The organism is Mycobacterium sp. SMC-8, from assembly GCF_025263565.1.
GTDB lineage: Bacteria > Actinomycetota > Actinomycetes > Mycobacteriales > Mycobacteriaceae > Mycobacterium.
The window spans coordinates 4,749,554-4,770,969 of sequence record NZ_CP079865.1 but is presented as its reverse complement, the minus strand read 5'-3'; the positions used below and the strand labels follow the sequence as shown (position 1 = coordinate 4,770,969).

10 protein-coding genes are annotated in these 21,416 nt (G+C 70.7%); 1 reads left to right on the top strand and 9 read right to left on the bottom strand.

Annotation, left to right across the window (positions count from 1 at the left end; genetic code table 11):
- Both KXD97_RS23005 and KXD97_RS23000 read right to left on the bottom strand, forming a co-directional pair.
- Positions 1-507, bottom strand: a complete 507-nt coding sequence (locus tag KXD97_RS23005; protein WP_260752683.1) for a DUF2505 domain-containing protein — start codon at positions 505-507, stop codon at positions 1-3.
- 4 nt (positions 508-511) lie between these two features.
- A complete protein-coding gene (locus KXD97_RS23000) occupies positions 512-1,159 on the bottom strand; it encodes a flavodoxin family protein (RefSeq protein ID WP_260758125.1) in 648 nt (215 codons plus the stop codon).
- Positions 1,160-1,263: 104 nt separating this feature from the next.
- Here KXD97_RS23000 and KXD97_RS22995 point away from each other — a divergent pair, with 104 nt between their 5' ends.
- On the top strand, positions 1,264-2,103 hold the full coding sequence (locus KXD97_RS22995) for a class I SAM-dependent methyltransferase (RefSeq protein WP_260752682.1): 840 nt from the start codon (positions 1,264-1,266) through the stop codon (positions 2,101-2,103).
- A gap of 4 nt (positions 2,104-2,107) precedes the next feature.
- Here the strand turns inward: KXD97_RS22995 and KXD97_RS22990 are convergent, their stop codons facing one another.
- From KXD97_RS22990 to KXD97_RS22960, 7 genes are read right to left on the bottom strand one after another with little or no spacing between them, the layout of a single operon-like run.
- Positions 2,108-3,358, bottom strand: coding sequence for a phthiocerol/phthiodiolone dimycocerosyl transferase (locus KXD97_RS22990; protein WP_260752681.1), 1,251 nt, complete (start codon positions 3,356-3,358; stop codon positions 2,108-2,110).
- A gap of 54 nt (positions 3,359-3,412) precedes the next feature.
- The gene (locus KXD97_RS22985) at positions 3,413-4,267 is read right to left on the bottom strand and encodes an ABC transporter permease (protein WP_313901389.1); all 855 of its coding nucleotides are present in this window, start codon (positions 4,265-4,267) and stop codon (positions 3,413-3,415) included.
- Positions 4,264-5,088: an ABC transporter permease gene (locus tag KXD97_RS22980; RefSeq protein ID WP_260752679.1), complete on the bottom strand. Its 825-nt coding sequence runs from the start codon at positions 5,086-5,088 to the stop codon at positions 4,264-4,266. Before KXD97_RS22980 ends, KXD97_RS22985 begins: the two co-directional genes overlap by 4 nt.
- The gene (locus tag KXD97_RS22975; RefSeq protein WP_260752678.1) at positions 5,085-6,089 is read right to left on the bottom strand and encodes an ATP-binding cassette domain-containing protein; all 1,005 of its coding nucleotides are present in this window, start codon (positions 6,087-6,089) and stop codon (positions 5,085-5,087) included. The genes KXD97_RS22980 and KXD97_RS22975 overlap by 4 nt, the downstream gene beginning before the upstream one ends.
- A 19-nt stretch (positions 6,090-6,108) precedes the next feature.
- On the bottom strand, positions 6,109-10,560 hold the full coding sequence (locus KXD97_RS22970) for a type I polyketide synthase (protein WP_396884548.1): 4,452 nt from the start codon (positions 10,558-10,560) through the stop codon (positions 6,109-6,111).
- The gene (locus KXD97_RS22965; protein WP_260752677.1) at positions 10,557-15,974 is read right to left on the bottom strand and encodes a type I polyketide synthase; all 5,418 of its coding nucleotides are present in this window, start codon (positions 15,972-15,974) and stop codon (positions 10,557-10,559) included. Before KXD97_RS22965 ends, KXD97_RS22970 begins: the two co-directional genes overlap by 4 nt.
- Positions 15,974-21,412 carry a type I polyketide synthase gene (locus KXD97_RS22960; protein WP_260752676.1) on the bottom strand — a complete coding sequence of 1,813 codons (5,439 nt, stop codon included), beginning with the start codon at positions 21,410-21,412 and terminating at the stop codon, positions 15,974-15,976. The genes KXD97_RS22965 and KXD97_RS22960 overlap by 1 nt, the downstream gene beginning before the upstream one ends.
- Between the last annotated feature and the right edge of the window lie 4 nt (positions 21,413-21,416).

Genomic DNA, 21,416 nt, shown 5'->3' with positions numbered 1-21,416 from the left:
TCAGGCCCTCCCGTGGATCCACTCGGCGGTGAACAGCTGCATCTGCGGCACCTCCCTGCCGATCAGGTCGGCGACGTAGCGTTCGATGCGTCCGCCGACCACCGGGATCCGGACCTCGAGGGTGCCGCTGACCCGCAGGCTCGATCCCGCCGCGACCGGCGCGAGCACCATCGTGCCCGAGCCCGAACTGGGCACCCCGCGTGCGGTGATGGTGAAGTCGCCCTGCGCGCGCCCGTCGACGGCCGGCCGCCACGTCTCGGTCCGCATGATCTTGGTGTCACCGGGCAGCATCCGCGCGATCGCGCCGGGCAGCATGTCCTGGCGCAGATCCTGGGTGGTGCGCACCACCACGGTGCCGCCGGCATCGGCGTCCAGCGCATCCAGGTGCATCGAGTCGCCGCCGTAGGCGGCCAGCCGGGCCAGCCAGTAGTCGCGTTCGGCGAACGCCGCCAGCACGTCGGCGACCCCGGCGGCAGCCTCGGTCGTCACGTCGAAGGAACGGGGCACGGCCTCAGTTCCCCCGCGCTTGCTTGCCGAACGCCTTGTCGGCGACACGGGCCGCGAAGCGCCGCGACTCCTCCAGATGCTCGTCGTTGATGTTGGTGGGGGGCAGTTTCACACCCAGGTAGCGGTCCTTGTACTCCCCCGACCCCAGATAACTCGTCAGCGACAGCATCGACGGCAGTTCCCCGCCCGGGTAGGTGAAGTGGATGCCGTCGACGTAGCGGCCGCCCTTGCTCTCGGCGAGCTTTCGCACCCCTGCGAGGTTCTTGCGCCACTTGCGCCGGCACACCACGAACACCGCGAACCGCTTGCCGTCCAGCAGATTCCGCGCCTCGTGTGACTTCAGGAACGATCGCAGCGGCATCGACACCGTGTCCCACCAGGTCGGCGAACCGATGCAGATCAGGTCGTAGTCGTTGCGCCGCACCGCGTCGGGGGTGCGGATGTCGCCGGTGCGCTGCAGCGTCTGCGCAGGCAGCATGCCGAAGAACTCCGGCCACACCCGGTGCATCGGGAACCGGGAGAATCGCTGCGCGTAGCGCGGGTCGGTGAATTCGATCGGCGCCTCGGTCACCTCGTATCCCCGGTCGCGGAACACGTCGGCGGCGGCGTCGAGAACCTTCTTGGACTGTCCCGTGTAGCTGTAGTAGAGCATCAGCACCCGCGGCGGACCCGATTGAGTCACGGTCGGCCCATCCTCTCGTCATCATCGTCGACCCGACGTGCCACGCCGGGCCCTTTGCGAATAGCCTCACACACGTGAGCAACAAAGTTCCGGTCGACCTCACTGGCCCGGCGAAGACCATGCTGTCGACCCTGTACCTGAAGGCCCTCGACGCCGACTTCGACCGCCCCATCCTGGGCGACCGGTTCGCCAAGGCCGCGATCGACAAGCTCGACTTCGATTGGCGTGAACTGGAGATCACCCCGAAGTGGGCTCCGCTGTTCACGGTCCGCACCGCGCTCTACGACCGCTGGGTCCGCGAGTTCATCACCGCCCACCCCGAGTGCACCGTCGTACACCTCGGCTGCGGCCTGGACTGCCGCGTGTTCCGCGTCGACCCCGGACCCGACGTCCGTTGGTACGACGTGGATTTCCCCGAGGTGATCGCGCTGCGCGAGCAGATCTACCCCAGCCGGCCCAACTACCAGCTCATCGCGACCCCGGCGACCGAGCCGAACTGGCTCGACGAGATCCCGGCCGACCGGCCCACGCTGCTGATCGCCGAGGGCATCAGCATGTACCTGACCGAGGACGAGGGCATCGCGCTGCTGCGCCGCTTCATCGACCGCTTCGGCGTCGGCGAACTGCAGATCGACTTCTTCAACTGGCTGGCCATCAAATCGCAGAAGACGCAGTCGCTGGTGCGCACCTCCGGTTCGGTGCTGTACTGGGCGGTCAACGACCCGCAAGACATCCTCGGCAAGCTGCCCGACATCCGCTTGCTCGCCGCCACAACGTTTTTCGACGCCGAGACCTACGCCAAGACGGGTAAGGGGCTGCAGGCGGCCAAGCGTGCGGTGCGGGCGCTGCCGCCGCTGCGAAACGCACTGCAGTACCACCGCTACGCGTACGGGGACCCTACCCGGCAGGCCTGACCGGTCAGCCGGCACCGGAGCGCTTGGCCACGACGCCCCGAAGCTGCGTCTCGATCGCCGCGACGGACTTCTCACGGTCGGGGCCGTGCGAGTGGTATTCGATCATCAACTGCCCGTTGAAGATCTTGCTGGTGTAGATCTCGATGCCCGCGCCCACGGCGAAGTAGAACTCGCCGTGGCTGGCGGCCACCTCCATGTCCGGCGGGGTGCGCAGCGGGGGCACGATGCCGTTGTCGGTGAACATGACGACGTCGGGCAGGCCGGGCGGGTTGCCCACGTATTGCGGGCTGAAGTGCAGAAAGCTCTGCTGGATCACGCCTTCGGCGATGTCCTTCTTGTACGTGTCGTTGATGTCGCGGGCCAGCTCGGCGATGTCGGTGCCCGCCTCGATCTCGGCCAGATAGGTCGCGATGCCCACCGGGTTGGTGCTCTCGGTGGCCGACACCGGCGGTGACAACAGGTAGCGCAGGTCCACCGGGTACACGTACGGCACCGGGATGTTCGGGGTGTTGCGCACATTCCACTCGGCCATCAGCACGGCCGCCGACAGCAGGCTGTTCAGGCCCAGCTTGTTGGCCCGGCAGAACGCGATGATCTTCTCGGTGTCCTGTTCGGAGAGCGTGCAGTACGCCATCGGGACCAGTTGCGGCAGAACCGGATTGACCTCCGACGGGGCGCGCCGCGACGGCGGCAGGTCGTAGACGAACATCGCGGCCAGCAGCCGTTCCAGGCCGGAGCGGGTGCGCTTCTCCACGCCGCGGTTGGCCAGGATCACCTCCAGCGGTTCCGGCGCCGGGTGCACCTGGATCGGTTTGGCGGTGCCGGTGGTGACGAGGTCGGTGTAGGTGGAGAACAGTTCCTCGACGAGGCTGAACTGGTGGTGGCCGTCGGCCAGGCTGTGGTGGATGTACAGCGTCGGCTGAGCGACGCCGTCGCGGACGGTCAGGCGCAGATGCACCAGCGACACGGTCTGGTCGAACAGCAGCGGCGGCGCGGGCGCGTCGCCGGACAGTTCGACCACTTCGATGCCGGGGTGCATCAGGTCGTCGAGCACGATCTCCCACTTGCCGTCGGGCAGCTGCTCCAGATGCCCGCCGAGCACCGGATGGGCCTGCAGCAGCAGATCGAACGCGTCCGACAGCGCGTCGGCGTCCATCGGGCCTTTCACGTGCGCCGCCAGGCCGATGAAGTTGTGCGTCTCGGCGAACATCTCCTCGCTGCGCGCGAGCTTGCGGATACCCGATGAAGGAAACATCAGTGTCAGACTCCCGGGGTCAAGGTATCGGTCTCGGTGGGTCTCACGGGCCCGTCAGCCACGCTTGCTGGCCTTGCGGTATCCGATCGCCAGGGGCACCGCGCACACGGCGGCGATCCCGGCCGCCCACAACACCGAGAACAGCACGGGCTCGGCGATCGGGCCCTCCAGGGACAGGCCCCGCATGGCCTCGATCGTATAGCTGACCGGTTGGTGCTCGACGATCGGTTGCAGCCATTCCGGGTACTGGTCCAGGGGCACGAACCCGATCGAGAAGAACATCAGCATCGCGATGACGATCTCGGTGGCCTGCGGCACGATCGTGTTCGACGAGAACAGCGCCAGCGTCAGCACCGCCGCCGACAACGCGACCCCGAACAGCGCGGGCATGAACACCCACAGGATCGCGGCGAGGACGCCCTGTTCGAACCGGAACCCGAGAGCCAGGCCGACGCACATCACCACCAGCGTGATCACCACGATGCGGACGAAGTCGGCGGCCAGCCGCGACAGCAGGCCCGCGGCCCGGTGCACGGGGACGACCCAGAAGCGCGACAGCAACCCGACTTCCCGCTCGCGCATGATGCCGACCGCGCCGATGATCGCCCCCGTCATTCCGCCGACCAGGGCGACCAGCGGCACCTGGCCGTAGAGGCCGCTGTGCCCGGTGACCTCTTCGAGCACGTCGCCCAGCACGATGTCCAGGGCCACCAGGAACGCCGCGGGCATCACGAAGGACTGCACGAGCGTCGCCGGGTCGCGGCTCCAGCGGCGCAGGATGCGCCAGGTCAGCACACCTACCTGCGGCAGCAGCCGCTTCGGCGAGTTCTCCCAGATCTTCTCCCGGCGGTGCCTGCCACCGGGACGGTACGGGGCGGTCACCAGGGGCTCCGAGGATTCCAGCGTCATTCCGACCGCCGTTTCCTGGTCACCCACAGGTGCAGGGTGAGCGCCACGACGATGCAGCCGACCGCCCACGCGACCGCCGGGAACAGCACCGACCAGTTCGCCTCCGGCGCGGCACCGGAGCTGTCACCGGCCAGGGCCTGCAGCGCGTAGACCCACTGCGACAGCGGCTGATTGCGGACGAAGCCCTGGATCCAGTCCGGGAACCGTTCGACCGGCTGCAGACCCACCGACGCCAGCCCGAGCGTCAGCTGCGGGATCAGCATCATGGGCGCGGTCGCCTCCGGGTTCTGGGTAGCGATGCCGATCAGGTCGCCGATCAGCGCCAGCGCGGCGCCGATCAGCAGCACCAGCGCGACGAAGCCGACGAGGCCCGGCACGCCGTTGTCGAACCGGAAGCCGATCACATGGCCGCACGCCACCGAGACCACCAGCGCCACACAGCAGCGGTACATGCTGGCGGTCATCCGGGAGGCCAGCGGGGTGATCGCCGGGATCGGCATCGCCCGGAAGCGGCGGTTGATGCCCTGGACGGAGTCGGTCGCCGAGCGGAACGCCGCCGAGATCGCGGCGAACCAGATCGCCTGCAGCACGATCAGCGGCGTCAGGTACTGCGCGTAGCTGCTCAGCGGCTGCACCGCGCCCATCATCTGTTTGAGCGGCAGGTAGTAGCCGATGGTGAACACGATCGAGCCGACGATCTGGGTGGCCAGCTCCCCGTTGCGCAGCGTCGGAGTGATCATCCGGACGGTGAGCACCCACCATTGCTGAACCGCGGAGACCGGCGGCCGGGCAGCCGTCGGGATGGCGGACTGGTCGATCACGCGGACGCGTCCGCGGCCACGAGGTCGTCGGACTGGCCGTCCCGGCCGCGGGTGCTGTCCCCGGTCAGCGCCAGGAACACCTCGTCGAGGGACGGCCGGCGCAGCGCGATGTCCATCAGCTCGATGTGGTGTTCGCTGAGCAGGTGCAGCGCCTGCATCAGCGTGTTGGGTCCGTCCGGCGCCGGCATCGAGATCCGGTCCGAGGAGTCGCTGATCGCGGCGCGGTTCGCGGCGGGCAGCAACGGACCGAGGATGCGGGCGACCTCGGGAATGTCGCCGAGCTGGCGGGGCACGATCTCGCAGTAGGTGCCCCCGGTGCGCTCCTTGAGCTGGTCGGCGGTGCCCTCGGCGATCACGGTGCCCTTGTCGATGACGATGATGCGGTCGCTGAGGAGGTCGGCCTCCTCGAGGTACTGCGTGGTCAGCAGCGTGGCGATCCCGGCCTCTTTGAAGTCGGTGACCAGTTCCCAGATCGCCTGCCGGCTGCGGGGATCCAGGCCGGTGGTCGGCTCGTCGAGGAACACCACCTCCGGGCGCACCACCAGCCCGCAGGCGATGTCGATGCGGCGCTTCATGCCGCCCGAGTAGTTGCCGACGGGCCGGTCACCGGCATGCACCAGGTCGAACTGCTCCAGCAGTTCCTGGGCCCGCTGCTTGGCCACCTTCTTGGTCAGACCCTGCAGCCGCCCGAACATCAGCAGGTTCTCGCGACCTGTCAGCAAATCGTCCAGCGCGGCGTGCTGGCCGGTCAGCATCAACGCCCGCCGCACGCCGGAGGGGTCGCTGACGACGTCGTGGCCGGCGATGAGCGCGCGTCCGCTGTCCGGCTTGATCAACGTGGACAGAATATTCACGGTGGTGGTCTTGCCGGCCCCGTTGGGGCCGAGCAGACCGAGCACCTCGCCCCGCTCGACGTCGAAGCTGACGTCGCGCAGCGCCTGGACGGAGCCGAAGGACTTCTTGATGCCGGCGACGACCACCGCCTTGTCGGACCTGGTCATGCGCTCTCCTGAAAACCGCTCACGACAGATCGACCAGCGCCAGCTCGTCGCCGGCCGCGTCGCTCTCCTCCTCGGCGAGCGCATCCCGGGTGACCTCCAGGAGCGCCGTCGAGTACTGCCGGGCAAAGGATTCCACATCGGTGGTCCCGAGCCGGCGGCTGTCATACCACCAATCCAGGTGCAGCACTCCGCCGGTGCGGTAGACCCGCAGCTCCAGCGCGTGCCCGAGCCCGGGCAGCGCGTCGCGGATCGGCATGGCCGTGTCCGAGTCGAACCGCACCGGGGCGTCGTCGGGCTGCTCGGCCGGCACGTCCGGGATGGTGCCGACATGCGAGAACAGGATGTCGGCGGGACGGTCGGCACCCAGCACGCGCGCGGTCGGCGCGTACAGGTAGCGCAGCAGGCCGTAGCCGATGCCGTAGTGCGGAACCGCCTTGAGCGTCTCCCGCACCTCGTCGAGGGACTGGGTGGCCGAACTGTGCGTGGACGCCGACAACACCACCGGGTGGACGGTGGTGAACCAACCCACCGTGCGCTGCAGGTCGACGTCCGGCTTGAGCACCGAGCGGCCGCGGCCGCCGAGATCGACGGTCACCGCGCCCTCTCCGACCGTCGCGGCGACCGCGCGGCCGAGGGCGGCCAGCAGGATCTCCTCGACCGGCAGCCGCAGCCGCCGCCGGGCGTCGTCGATCTCGCCGGTCTCGGTCGCCGACAGCGCGGTCGACATCCGGGCCACGTCGTCGGCGCCGGGACGCTCACCCGGTTCCGGCCCGGCCACGCTGAGCGTGGACCTGCGCACGGTCTCGAACCAGTAGTCACGGCTGTCGAGCACCGCCGGATGGCTGGCCAGCCCCGCGCAGCGCTGCGACCATTCCCGCCACGACGCCGGGACGGGCGCCAGCGCGATCTCCTCGCCGGCCATCCGCTGGCTGAACGCGGTGAAGATGTCGGTGAGCAGCACATCGCGTGACACGTCATCGCCGGCGATGCCGTGCAGGCTCAGCGCCAGATACGACGCACTGCCGGCCGCGCCGCGGATGAACGTCGCGGTCAGCGGCACCACCACCTGGTGCTCGCGCACCTGCTCGTCGAGGAACGCCAGCACCGCCTCCCGCTCCTGCGGGCTGCCCTGGGTCACCCCGTCGGGCAGCTGCCGGGTCACCAGCTCGGTGAACTCGGCCGGCTCGGCGATGCGCTGATCCCAGGTGCCGGCCCGCTCCACCAGGTGCACGCGCAGCGCGTCGTGGGCGTCGGTGACCGCGGTCAGCACCGCGCGTACGTCGTCCTCGCCGACGTCGGGGCGCAGCCCGAGGATCACCGGGATGCGCCAGCGCCCGATGTCGCGCAGGCCGTGCTCGAGGAAGTACGCCACGTTCGGCGGGACCGGCGGGTGCACCGCATCGTCGAGCGTCTGGCGGGCCAGGCCGCCCTCGGCGTAGCGCGCGGTGAGCACCTTGGCCAGCGACGACACCGTCTGGTTCTCGTAGAGATCCTGCGGCGTCAGGTCCAGGCCCTCGTGGCCCGCGGTCATCGCGACGCTGATCGCGATCAGCGAGTCGCCGCCGATCTCGAAGAAGTTCGCGTTGCGGTCGATGTTCGACAGGCCCAGGCACTGCCCCCAGATGCGTTGCAGCTTGGCTTCCACCGTCGACCCGCCGCCGGCCGCCGCGGGGGCCGCACCGGCCGAGGCCGCCGCGCCGGCCATCCCGTTGCCGCCGGCTCCGCCGGCCAGCCACGCGGCGTTGGCGTTGTGCTCCACCCAGTGACGCTGCTTGGCGAACGGATAACCGGGAAGCGTGACCAGCGTGTGCTGTGCCTCGGTGCCCTGGTCGAAGTCCACCTCGACGTCGGCCGCCCACAGCTGGCCCAGCGCGAGCAGGAACGTGTCGTGGTCGTTGCGGTTCTGCGCCTGGTGCCGCATCAGCCGCACGGCGCGGTGGCGCTCACCCCACTTCGGGTGGCGCCCGGCCGACGACGTCAGCGTGCCGCCGGGGCCCGCCTCGACCAGCACGCGGTCCGGCGCGGTCAGCAGCGCGTCGAGCTCGTCGGCGAAGCGGACGGTGGCCCGGATCTGGCGGGCCCAGGTCGCCGGGTTGGTGGCCTCGGCCGCCGTCATCGTGGTCCCGGTGATGTTGGACAGCAACGGGATCTGGGGTTCGCGCAGCGTCACCCCGGACAGGAAGGCGCCGAACTCGGCGACGACGGGATCCATCAGCCGGGAGTGGAACGCGTGCGAGGTGCGCACCCGCCGGGCCGCGACGCCCTTCTCGGCCAGCGCGGCCTGGAAGGTCCGGATCGCGTCCTCGCTGCCGGCCACCACGCAGCTGCCCGGATCGTTGATTGTCGCGACGTCGACGTCCGGCGTCAGGTGTTCGGCGACCGCCGCAGGGCTCAGCGGCACCGCGACCATCACCCCGCGCGGGGCGGCGTGCATCAGCTTGGCGCGCTTGGACACCACCTTGACCGCGGTGTCGAGGTCGAACACGCCGGCGATGGTGGCCGCCGGGTACTCGCCGATGCTGTGCCCGGCCATGATCGCCGGTTCGACACCGTAGGACTGCACCAGCCTGGCCAGCGCGTACTCGACGGTGAACAGCGCCGGCTGGGCCCGGTCGGTGTGCTCCAGGTTGCGGCCCACCCCGTCGAAGATCTCCGCGCGCAGGTCGTAACCCATCTCGTCGCTGAACGCGCTCGCGCACTCGTCGAAGTGGCGGGCGAACACCGGCTCGCTGTCGTACAGCCCGCGGGCCATGCCGACGTGCTGGGCGCCCTGCCCCGGGAACAGGAACGCGACCCGCTCAGCCGAGCCGTCGGCGTCGGACACCGCCTGGCCGACGAACACGTTGTCGGTCGCCCCGTCTGCGTGAGAGGCCGACAGCACCGTCGCGGCATCGGCCGCGTCGTGCACCACGGCGGCGAGCCGCCGCGGCTCCTTGCGCCGGCGGTTCAGCGTGTACGCGGCGTCGGGCAGGCTGACCTCGTCACCGGCCCCGTCCGACGCGGCAAGGTGAGCCGCCAGCGCCGCCCGCGACTGGTCGAGGGCCTCTTCGGTGCGCGCCGACAGCACCAGCACCTGCGGCCGGGACGGCGCGGGCGCCGGCGCCGGGGTGTACGGCGCCTCTTCGAGGATGACGTGGGCGTTGGTGCCGCCGACACCGAACGAGCTCACACCCGCGCGGCGGATGCCGTCGGATTCCCACGGCCCGTCCTGGCTGCGGATGCGGAACGGTCCGCGGTCGATGTGCAACTCGGGGTTCGGACTGGTGTAGTGCAGCGTGGCCGGGATCGCCTTGTGCTCCAGGCACAGAATCGCCTTGATCAGGCCCGCGATGCCCGCGGCGGTCTCCAGGTGGCCGATGTTGGACTTCACCGAGCCCAGATAGCAAGGCGCGCTACGGGTTTCCTCGGCCAGATCGAACGCCTGGCGCAGCCCCTCGATCTCGATCGGGTCACCCAGCGGGGTGCCCGTGCCGTGGGTCTCCACGTAGGTGATCGTCGACGCGTCCACCCCGGCGATCGCGTGCGCCTCGGCGATGACCTCGGCCTGGCCCAGCGCGTTCGGCGCGGCGTAGGTCATCTTGGTCGAACCGTCGTTGTTCAGCGCCGAACCGCGGATCACCGCGTGGATGTGGTCGCCGTCCTCGACGGCGTCGGCCAGGGCCTTGAGCACCACCACACCGACGCCGCTGGCGAAGATCGTGCCGTCGGACCGCACGTCGAACGGGCGGCACTGTCCGGTCGGCGAGACCATCGCGCCCTGCTCGTACCAGTAGCCGACGTAGTGCGGGATGCGCAGCGAGGAACCGCCTGCCAGCGCGATGTCGCACTCGCCGTTGAGGATGGACTGACAGGCCAGGTGCACCGCCACCAGCGACGACGAACACGCCGCGGCCACCGACAGCGCCGGGCCGCGGAAGTCGAACTGGTGGGCCACCCGGGTGGCCAGGTGGTCCTTGTCGTTCTGCAGCGACAGGTTGACCATCTCGAAGCTGGCGCCCTGCCCGATCACCATCATCGGGTCGAAGTTCGACATCAGGTTGTGCAGCAGGTAGCCGCTCGAGCTGCTGGTGCCGAACACGCCGACGGTGGACTCCAGCTCCTTCGGGTCGTAGCCGGCGTCTTCCAGCGCGTGGAACACCGCCTGCAGGAACAGCCGGTGCTGCGGATCGAGCATCCGCGCCGCGTACGGCGTGAAGCCGAAGAAGTCGGCATCGAACTCCTCGATGCCCGGCATCAGCCCGGCCCGCCGCACGTAGCCGCGGTTGGACAGCGCCTTCTCGGTCACACCGTTGGCGAGCAGCTCGTCCTCGGAGAGGTCGACGATCGACTCGACTCCGCCCCGCAGGTTGCGCCAGAACTCCGACACCGACCCCGCGCCCGGGAACTTGCCGGCCATGCCGATGACCGCGATCGCATTGTCAGGCAACTCTCGGTCATGTTCGTCGGCGTTGTTCAAGGCACCGCTGGTCACGATCGTGGTCCCACTTTCCGCCGCGATGCGGCTCGTTGCCGCGCTGCGGCCCGCTGTTGTGCCCGTTCGCGCAGGGCGTTCGGGCGCTCGGCAGACTCCTGCTCCTCGAGCCCGAGCTGACGGATCAGATCGAGCGCGAGATCGGACAGCGTAGCGCCCTGCAGCAGCAGGGCCACCGGAGGCTCCACCCCGAAGTCGCCGCGGATGGTGTTGCGCATCCGGACCGCCATCAGCGAATCCAGACCCAGCTCGGTCAGCGGCTGCGCGACGTCGACCGCGCTGTCGTCGGAGTAGCCCATGATCGCCGAGATACGGCGACGCAGCCGCGCCACCACGACCCGGTTGACCTCGGCGGCGTCCAGCGCCTTGAGCGCCTCGGCGCCGCCCCAGTCCTCGTCGACGTCGTCGGTCTGCAGCTCACCCACCAGGTCGGCGAAGAAGCCGATCTGGTGGATCTCCGGGAACGCCGCCGCGGCGCGGTCCAGCCGCAGCCGGGCGATGCCCACCCGCGAGAACCCGGCGGCCATCACGCCGCCGAGCGCGTCGACGCCTTCGGCCGGGGTGATCGGGTCGAGCACCGAGAACCGCAGCGTGCTGGCCAGACCCACGTCGGCCCACTGGCCCCAGTTGATCGCGATCCCCGGCAGCCCCGCCGCACGGCGCCACGCGACCAGCCCGTCCAGCCATGCGTTCGCGCACGCGTACGCGGCCTGGCCGGGGGATCCCAGCAGCGACACGATCGAGGAGAAGCCCACCCACCAGTCGAGGTCCTTGTCGGCGGTGACCTCGTGCAGGCGCAGCGCACCGGCCGCCTTCGGGGCCCAGATCTTGTCCAGGCTCTCGCGGGTGAGGCCGACGAAGATCTCGTCCTCCAGCACAGCGGCCGAGTGGATCACGCCGCGCAGCGGCTTTCCGGTCTCTTCGGCGGCGGCGACCAGTCGCTCGGCGACGCCCGGGACGGCGATGTCTCCGGTGACGACGGCGATCTCGGCGCGCCCCGACAGTTCGTCGAGCGCCGACTGCACCTCGTCGGACGGCCCGCTGCGGCCGTTGAGCACCAGCCGGCCGGCGCCGTTGTCGACGAGCCAGCGCACCACGGACATGCCGACACCGCCGAGCGCGCCGGTGACGACGTAGGCGCCGTCGGAGCGCACCACGAGCTGTCCCGGGGTGGCGGGCAGGGTGGCGCGGGAGAGCCGCTCGACGAACCGGGTGCCGCCGCGCCAGGCGATCACATCGTCTGCGCCGTTCGTTTCGATCTCGGTGACCAGCGCCGCGTCGTCGCCGCCCGTGTCGAGCAGCGTGGTCTTGAGGTCCGGATGCTCGTAGGCCAGCACCCGGGCCAGGCCCTTGAGGCTGTTCGCGCCCGGATTGCCTTGAGCGTCTTCGGGTGTGACGACCTGGCCGCCTTCGTCGTCGGAGACGACCAAACCGCCTTGGGTCACCAGCCACAGCCGCGGCGCCTTGCCGTGCCAGCTGCCGACGATCGCGCGCACGGTGCCCGCTACACCCCAGATGACGTCCCGGGCGTGCTCCAGGCCGCCGGCGGCGTCGCCGCCGTCGAAGGCCGGGTTCGTCGTGAACACGACCACCCCGGCGGGCGGGAGGTCGGGATCGGCCGTCGCGGTCGCGAACGCCTCACGCACCGCGGCTTCGTCGCCGAGGTCGGCGGTGATCACCCGGCGGGTGTCGGCGCCGAACCGGCTCGCGAACTCCTGTGCGCCGGCCTTCCCGGCCTCGCCGTCGGCCAGCGCCAGCCAGCTTCCGCTGACCGGGCTGCCGGCCGGGGCTGCGGATTCGACCCAGCGCGAGTCGAATGTCTTCTGCGACAACGGAAGTGGCACGGTGCGGCGCTGGATGCGCTTCAGGTGCACGTCGTTGACCTGGGCCAGCACGGTACCGGTGTCGTCGGTGAGGGTGACGCGGCCCATCGCGTCGCCGCTGTCCTCGACCACGCCGACCAGTTCGGCGCGGCACTTGGCCCGCCTGCCGATCTGCCCGTACACCCGGATCGACCCGAAACCGACCGGCAGATAGGTGACATCGGTGGATTCCGACAGGGTCTCGTCGCTCATCGCGGCGGCCAGGCCCTGCAGCGCCGCGTCGAGCATCACCGGATGCAACGCGATGCCGCGGTGCGGGGTGGCCTCGTCGGGCAGCACGATCTCGGTGTCGGCCTTGCCGGACGACCGCACGATGCGGGTCAGCGCGGCGAACGCGTGCGCGTGGTGCGCGCCGGTGCGGCGCACCGCGGCGTAGAACTCCGACGGCGACACCGGCGTGCCGTCGGCGGCGGGCACCACCTTGGCCGGGACCGCGTCGTCTTGGGCGGCTTTCACCGAGCCCACCGCGTGCCGGGTCCAGGTGCCCGCATCGGAACGCGAGTGGATCTCGACGCGCAGCGCGCCGTCCTCACCTCCGGCGAGCTGGGTGGTCAGCCTGGTGTGCTCGTCGAGCGGCAGCATCTGCTCGACCTCGACGGCCACCTCGACCCCGGTCGTCGGCAGGCCCAGCGCCTCGCGTCCGGCGGCCAGCGCGATCTCGGCGAAACCGGCGCCCGGCATCACCGCCAGCCCGTGCACGATGTGGTCGGCCAGCCAGGGATGTGCCTGCAGACCCACGTCGGACTGCCACACATGACCGGAGCCCGCCGGCAGCTCCACGTGCAACCCCAGCAGCGGGTGCGCACCCGAAAAGCCCTGCGTCGCAGAGCGATCCGCCATCCAGTACGGCGCATGCTGCCACGCGGTCGGCGGCACGTCCACCAGCGCGCCGGCGGCGCCCTCGGGCTCCTTCACCGCCGGCGGACGCACCGCGGCCAGCTGCGCGTGGAAGGCCAGCGTCTCGGGCTGGTCCCGGTTCACGGTCGCCCCCACGTGGTACTTGCGGCTGGTGGACTGCGCGGCGAGGGTGTCCGAAATCGCATGCGTCAGCAGCGGATGCGGGCTGATCTCGATGAAGTTGCTGTGGTCGGCGCTGGCCTCGTGCACGGCCTGGGAGAACCGCACCGGGTTGCGCAGGTTGGCCGCCCAATAGTCGGCCGAGTACATCGGCGCGGCACCGGTGTACGCGACGGTGGAGACCAGCGGGATCTTCGGCGCCGCGGGCTTCAGGTAGGCCAGCGCCTCCCGCAGTTCGGGCAGCACCGGGTCGATCGTCGGATGGTGGGATGCGACGTCCACCTCGACGCGCCGGGCCAGCTTGCCCTGCGCGTCGACCGCGGCGACGAGTTCGTCGACCTGCTTGGGCGGGCCGGCGATGACCGTCTGCTTCGGCGACGCGTACACCGCGATCGTCACGTCGGGCCGGTCGGCGATCAGCTTCTCGGTGGCCTCGGCGTCGAGCTCGAGCAGCGCCATCGCGCCCTGCCCGGACAACCGCTTCATCAGCCGGGTCCGGGTGGCGATGACGTCGAAACCCTCGGCCGGGGTGAGCACCCCGGCGACCACCGCGGCGGTGGCCTCACCCATCGAGTGGCCGATCACCGCGTCGGGTTCCACGCCGTAGGACCGCCACAACTCGGTCAGCGCCAGCTGCATTCCGACCAGAACGGGCTGGATGCGGTCGATGCCGACGACCGGCTCACCGGTCTCCAGCGTCTGGCGCAGCGAGAACCCGACCTTGTCGACGAACGCCGGTTCGAGTTCGTCGACGGCCTTGGCGAACGCGGGCTCCTCGGCCAGCAGGGCCTTGCCCATGCCGGCCCACTGCGCGCCCTGACCGGAGTACAGGAACACCACGCCCTTGCCCGCGCCGCTGCGGGCGTCGTGGGCGCCGATCACGCCCGGCGCGGGGCGCCCGTCGGCCAGCGCGCGCAGGCCGGTGACCGCCTCGGCGTGGGTCCGGGCGCACACGGTGGCGATGGTCTGGTGGCGGCTGCGGTGGTGGTTGACGGTGTAGGCGACGTCGACCAGCGGCGCGGTCGCGCCGTCCCCCTCCAGCCAGTCGGCCAGCGATCCGGCGGAGGCGGCCAGCCGGGCGGGAGTCTTGCCGGAGACCACCAGCGTGACCACTCCCTGCGCCGCGTCGGCGGCCGATACGGGCTCGGGGCCCTGCTCCAGCACGATGTGGGCGTTGGTCCCGCCCATGCCGAACGAGGACACTGCGGCGCGGCGGGGATGCTCGCTCTTGGGCCACTCCCCCGCTTCCGTCGGCACGAACAGCCGCGTCGGCTTCGGGTCGATCTGGGGGTTCCACTTCTCGAAGTTCAGGTTCGGCGCGATCTTGCCGTGCTGCAGCGTCAGCACGGTCTTGATGAAGCCGGCCACGCCGGCGGCCGCCTCGAGGTGGCCCATATTGGTCTTGACGGCGCCGAGCGCGCACGGCACATCGCCCTTGCCGTACACCGCGGCCAGCGCGTCGAACTCGATCGGATCGCCCAGACCCGTTCCGGTGCCGTGGGTTTCGATGTAGTTCACGGACGCGGCGGTCACGTCGGCGGATTTCAGCGCCCGGGTGATCACGTCGCGCTGCGACGGGGCGTTCGGCGCGGTCAGGCCGTTGGAGCGGCCGTCCTGGTTGACCGCCGAACCGCGCACCACACCGACCACACGGTCACCGTCACGCACCGCGTCGGTCAGCCGCTTGAGCACGACCACGCCGGCGCCTTCTCCGCGGACGAAGCCGTCGGCACGCGAATCGAAGGCGTGGCACTTGCCGTGCGGGGACAGCATGCCCCACTTGGCAAGGGCCAGTTGGGTTTCCGGACGCAGATTCAGGCTGACCCCACCGGCCAGCGCCAGGTCGCTCTCCCGCATCCGCAGGCTCTGGCAGGCCAGGTGGATCGACACCAGCGACGACGAGCACGCGGTGTCGACCGCTACGGCGGGGCCCTTGAGCCCCAGCAGGTAGGCGATCCGGCCGACGGTGACGCTGTGCGCGTTGCCCGTCGCCGAGTACGCGTCGATGGTGTCCGGGTTGCCCGCCGACGAGTTCTGATACTCGGTGTAGTAGACGCCCATCATCACGGCGGTGCGCGTCTCGCCGACGGTGTCCGGCGCCAGGCCGGCGTTCTCCAGCGCCTCCCAGGCCACTTCGAGCAGCACCCGCTGCTGCGGGTCCATCGCGGCAGCCTCGCGGGGCGTGATGCCGAAGAACTCGGCGTCGAAACCGGCAACGTCGTCGAGGTAGGCGCCCCACTTGGTAGGCATGCGGCCCGGCGCCATCGGGTCCGGGTCGTAGAACGCGTCGCCGTCCCACCGGTCCTTCGGCACCTCGGTGACGGCGTCCACACCGTTCTCCAGCAGCTCCCAGTAGCTGTCGGGGCCGGTCACGCCGCCGGGGAACCGGCAGCCGATACCGACCACCGCGATCGGCTCCGCCCCGGCCACCCGGGAGGCCTTCTCGAACTGCTCGGCCAGCTTGCCGCGCTGTTCGGCCGACATAGCCGCGATCCGGTCGAACGTGGTCTTCATCAGATGGATCCCTCACTGCCGGCGTTCGCCGACTCGACGGAAGAGAACAGCTCGTCAAGCACGCTGAACGAGTCTGGATCGTCCTCGGGTTCTTCGGGTTCGGGTTCGTCGGCCGCGCTCTGAAGCGGTGCGAGCAGGTCGGCGACGAAGTCCGACATCTGCGAGATCGACGGGTGGTTCCACAGCATCGTCGCCGACAGATCCACGCGGACCAGTGCCTTGGCGTCGCGCAGCAGGTTCATCGCCATCATCGAGTCCAGGCCCAGCTCCGGGAACGGCATGTCGACATCGACCGCGTTCTCCGGCATCCCGAGCTCGCGCGCCAGGATGGAGCGCAGCCTGGTGCGCAGTTCGGCGATGGTCTGCTGCCGGTTCATGGCCGACCAGTCGACGAATTCGGCTGCGCCCGCGTCGTGCTCGCCGGCCGCCGGGGCGGGTGCGGACTCCACCGGGGTGTACGACAGGCCGCGGATGTCCACCCACACGGTGCCGTCGGCGCTCCTGACCGCGACGTCGACCACCAGAGTGTCTCCATCACCGGAGCGCCGGTAAGCCTCGACGACGCCGTTGGTGCCCACCGATGCGGCGACCGCGAGAGTCTCGGCGCCGGCGGGCAGCAGCAGCTGCGCGGTGTCGGCGTCGGCCAGGCGGGCCACGTGCACCGCGGCGTCCACCAGGGCGGCCGCCGGCGATTCGGTCCGGTCGGGCAGCGTGACGTCGGCGCGCGCCCCGGCGGGGGTGGCGGTGCAGTCCGAGACCGTCCACTCGAACGGCTGCCCCTCCACGCCCAGTGCGCTCTGCATCTCGGCGATCGCCGCGTCATCGAACGCCGTGCCGCTCGCGCCCTGGTCACCGCGCAGCTGTCCGGCCGGCGCGTCGGCCAGCTCGGCACTCGCGTGCCGGGTCCAGCGCTGTTCCGGGCTGTCGGGCCCCGCGCTGGACCACACCGTCAGCGCGTTGCCGTCGGCCACCACGTGGATGACCTTGGGCTGATCGGCGACGATCGGGTACTCGAACCGCACATCGCCGACCGCGACGGTCGGACCGCCACTTGAGCCTGGGCCCGCGAGCTGCGCCGCTGCGGCCGAAAGCGTCTGCAGCAGAACCGAAACCGGCACCACCTCGACACCGCGGACACGGTGCGCGACCGGGTACGAGCGCTGGCCGGGCAGAACCCTGGCGCGCCACAGGCGGTCATGCGAGGTGCCCTCGACCGGCTCGCCGAGCACGGTGCCCCAGGCGGGCGCCGCCACGGCGCTGAGGTCGGCGTCGTCGCCCGGCCCGGACACCAGGTGGTCGAGCACCTTCACCGAGGCGCGCATCCGGTACGCGTCGGCCAGCCGCGCCCAGTCGGCGCCGGCCACCACGGTCTGCACCGCGGCGTCCGGGCTGAGCACCGCGGGCAGCATCTTGATCGCCACGTCGTTGGGCATCGGTTCCAGCCCGGCGGCCTTCATCTGGGGCTGGGCGTCCGACCACGACTTCCACAAGCCCCAGTCGACGACGGTCGCCGGCAGCCCGAGGGCCCGCCGCGCATGGGCGAAGGCGTCGGCGAACGCGTTGGCCGCCGTGTAGTGGCCGACCGCCCGCGACCCCAGCAGGCCCGTGATCGAGGAGAACAGCACGAAGCGGCGCACCGGGGTGCGCAGCGACAGTTTGTGCAGCACCGCCGCGGCGTCGACCTTCGCCGCGAACATCGGGCGCAGGTCGTCGTCGGTCATGTCGGCCAGCAGCGCCTCACCACCGGCCAGCGAAGCCAGGTACACGCCGTCCAGCGGGGGAAGGTCCGCGCCGAAGCGGTCGAACACCGCGGCCATCGACGACTCGTCGGACGCGTCGGCGGCGACCTCGACCAGCGTGGTCCCGCGGGCGGACAGCTCCTCGGCCAGCTGGGCGAGCTGCGACCCGCCCCGACGGGACACCGCCACCACCGTCGAGGCGCCCATGTCGGCGAGCTGACGGATCAGGTACGGCCCCACGTTGCCGGTGGCGCCGACGACCAGATGGCTGGTGCCGCTCTCCAGTCGGGTCAGCGACACGGCCGGCAGCGGGTGCGGGACCAGTCGCGGAACACGACGCTCCGCGCCGCGGTAGACAGCCTGATCGTCGCGGTCGGAGTCGGTCGACGACAGCGCCGTGGCCTCGGCGCGCAAATACTGCGCGAGCAGCTCGGCCGGCAGGGCCTCGTCGACGTCGATGAGGCCGCCCCAGAACTCCGGGTGCTCCAGGGCCAGAGTGCGGCCCTGCCCCCACAGCACGGCGTGCGCCGGGTTCGCCCGCTCGCCGTCGGCAACCGGCTGGGCATTCCGGGTCACGACGAAAAGTCTTGGTGCTTCGGCCGTTTCGGACAACGCGACCACGAGCCGGCGCAACTGGTGGAATGTCGTATAGCTCGGCGCGGCGTCGAAGCGCCGCGCCGCGACCGGCGGTGCGTACACGACGTGCTCGACGCCGGGCAGCGCCGCCCGCACGGCGTCCGCGTCGTCGAGCACCGACAACGGCAGCGTCCGCGAGCCCGCACCCAGCAGGTCGGCCAGGTCGGTGTCGGCGTCGTCGGCCAGCACCAGCCACCCGACGTCGGGCCCGCCGGCGGGCAGGTCACGAACCGGCCAGCTCAGCCGGTGGAGCCACGCGTGCTGTTCCCCCTCGGCCGGCGCGACGTCGGCTCCGTTGTGCTTGTGCCGCACCGATTCCGCGGCAGCGGTGTGAATCCAGTGATGGGCGTGGTGCCACGGGGTGGTCGGAAGCTGCACGCGGGTCGCGCGCTGCGGTGTCTTCGGTGGGCGCACCGTGTGGGTGGCGTTGAGGTTGGTGTGGAAGGTGACCGTGTCGTTGGTGTCACGCTGCAGCGTGGCGATGCTGTGGTGGTGCGTGCCCGCGAGCGTGTCCTTGATCGCATGGCTGAGCAGCGGGTGCGGGCTCACCTCGACGAACACGGCCTTGTCGGCGCCGGCGGTGGCCACCGCGCGGGCGAACCGCACCGGGTTGCGCAGGTTGGCCACCCAGTGCCCGGCGTCGAACACGTTGGTGCCGTCGGTCGGGCGTTCGTCGGTGGTGACGATCACCGGGATGCTGGGCTGCCTGGGCTGCAGATCGGCCAGCTCGGCGCGCAGGTCGTCGAGGATCGGGTCGATGATCGGGTGGTGCGACGCGACGTCGACCTCCACGCGGCGGGCCAGCTTGTCGAGCTTGTCGACCTCGGCGATCGCGGCATCGACCTGGTCGGGCGGGCCCGCGATCACGGTCTGGTTCGGCGAGGCGTACACCGCCACGGTCAGGCCGGAATATCCGGCGATCAGCTTCTCGGCGGCCTGGGCGTCGAGCTCGAGCAGCGCCATCGCCCCCTGTCCCGACAGCCGCTTCATCAGCCGCGACCGGGTCGCGATCACCTTCAGGCCGTCGGCCGGGCGCAGCGCGCCGGACACCACCGCGGCGGTGACCTCTCCCATCGAATGGCCGATCACCGCGTCGGGCGTGACGCCGTAGGACTGCCACAGCTTGGTCAGCGCCAGCTGCACCCCGACCAGCACCGGCTGGATGCGGTCGATGCCGACCACGGTCTCCCCGCTGGTCAGCACGTCGCGCAGCGAGAACCCGGCCTGGGCGGCGAAATCGGGCTCCAGTTCGTCGACGGCGGCGGCGAACGCCGGCTCCTCGGCGAGCAGCCGCCGGCCCATGCCGGCCCACTGCGATCCCTGCCCGGAGTAGACGAACACCGTCCCCGAACCGCACGGGCCGTCGTGGACCGGCACCACGCCGGGGGCCGGGTAGCCCTCGGCCAGCGCGCGCAGCCCGGCGACGGCCTGGTCGCGGTCGGCGGCGGTGACGGTGGCGAACCTGGCGTGCTGGGCACGGCGGTGATTCACGGTGGCCGCGACGTCGGCCAGACCGATCCCGGCGGACTCCGGTGACTGCAGCCAGTCGGCCAGCCGTCCGGCCAGCGACGCGACGCGGGCCGGCGTCTTACCGGTGACGACGAGCGTGCTCACGGACGGTTCCGGTTGTGCGGCAACCGGTTCGGTGACCTCCGGGGCCTGCTCGATCACGATGTGGGCGTTGGTGCCGCTGACGCCGAACGACGACACCGCGGCGCGGCGCGGGCGCTGCAGGGCAGGCCACTGGAGGTGCTCCGACGCGATCCGGAACTTCTGCGCGCCCTCACCGGCCTGCGGGGTCAGCGTGTTGAAGTGCAGCTGCTTGGGGATGGAGCCATGGTGCACGCTCAGCACGGTCTTGATGAACCCGGTGACGCCGGCCGCCGACTCCAGATGGCCGAGGTTGGTCTTTACCGAGCCGAGCACCAGCGGCGCCGAGTCCTTGCGGTCGCCGTACACGGCCGCGAGTGCGTCGAGTTCGATCGGGTCGCCCAGTGAGGTGCCGGTGCCGTGTGCCTCGACGTAGTCGATGTCCGACGGCTCCAGCCGGGAGGTCTGCAGCGCCTTGCGCATCAGTTCCTGCTGGGCGGGGCCGTTGGGCACGGTCTGGCCGCTGCTCGCACCATCCTGGTTGACGGCGGATCCGCGGACCACGGCCAGCACCCGGTCCCCGTCGCGCAGCGCATCGGTGAGGCGCTTGAGCACCACCACCCCGGCGCCCTCGCTGCGGACGTAACCGTCGGCGTCGGCGTCGAACGTCTTGCACTTGCCGTCCGGTGCCAGCATGCCCCAGCGCGAGCAGGCGATGTTGTTCTCCGGGGACAGAATCAGGTTCACCCCGGCGGCCAGCGCGTGGTCGCTCTCACCGCGGCGCAGACTCTGGCACGCCAGATGGATCGACACCAGCGACGACGAGCACGCGGTGTCGCTCACCACCGCTGGGCCGCGCACCCCGAGGAAATACGACAGCCGGCCCGCAGCAAAGTTCGGGGCGTTGCCGAACGGGATGTAGGGGTCGATGTCCTCGGGCGCCAGCTTGCCGACGATCGAGTGGTAGTAGTCGTTGGTGGTCATCCCGATGAACACACCGGTCGATGACCCGCGCAGCGTGCGCGGATTGATGCCGGCGTCCTCCAGCGCCTCCCACGCGAGCTCGAGGAGCAGGCGCTGCTGCGGATCCATCGCCGCGGCCTCGCGCGGTGCGATCGAGAAGAACTCGGCGTCGAACTCATCCGGCTGCCACGACGTCAGGAAGCCGCCCTCGCGGTTGACGATCGTGCCCGGCACGCTGTAGTCCGGCGAGTAGAACTCGTCGGCATCCCACCGGTCGGCGGGCACCCGGATGACGCCACTCTCGCCGTCGCACAACAACTTCCAGAAGTCGTCGGCGTTGTCGACGCCGCCGGGCAGCCGGCAGCCGATGCCGACCACGGCGATCGGTTCGGTCTCGGTCTTCTCCGCCGCCGCCAGCCGCGCGGTCAGGTCGTCGATCTTGCGCAGGGCCTCGGTGATGATCGCGCGGCGATCAGGTGACGCGGACGGCTTTGAGGACGCTTGGGTCATTCCA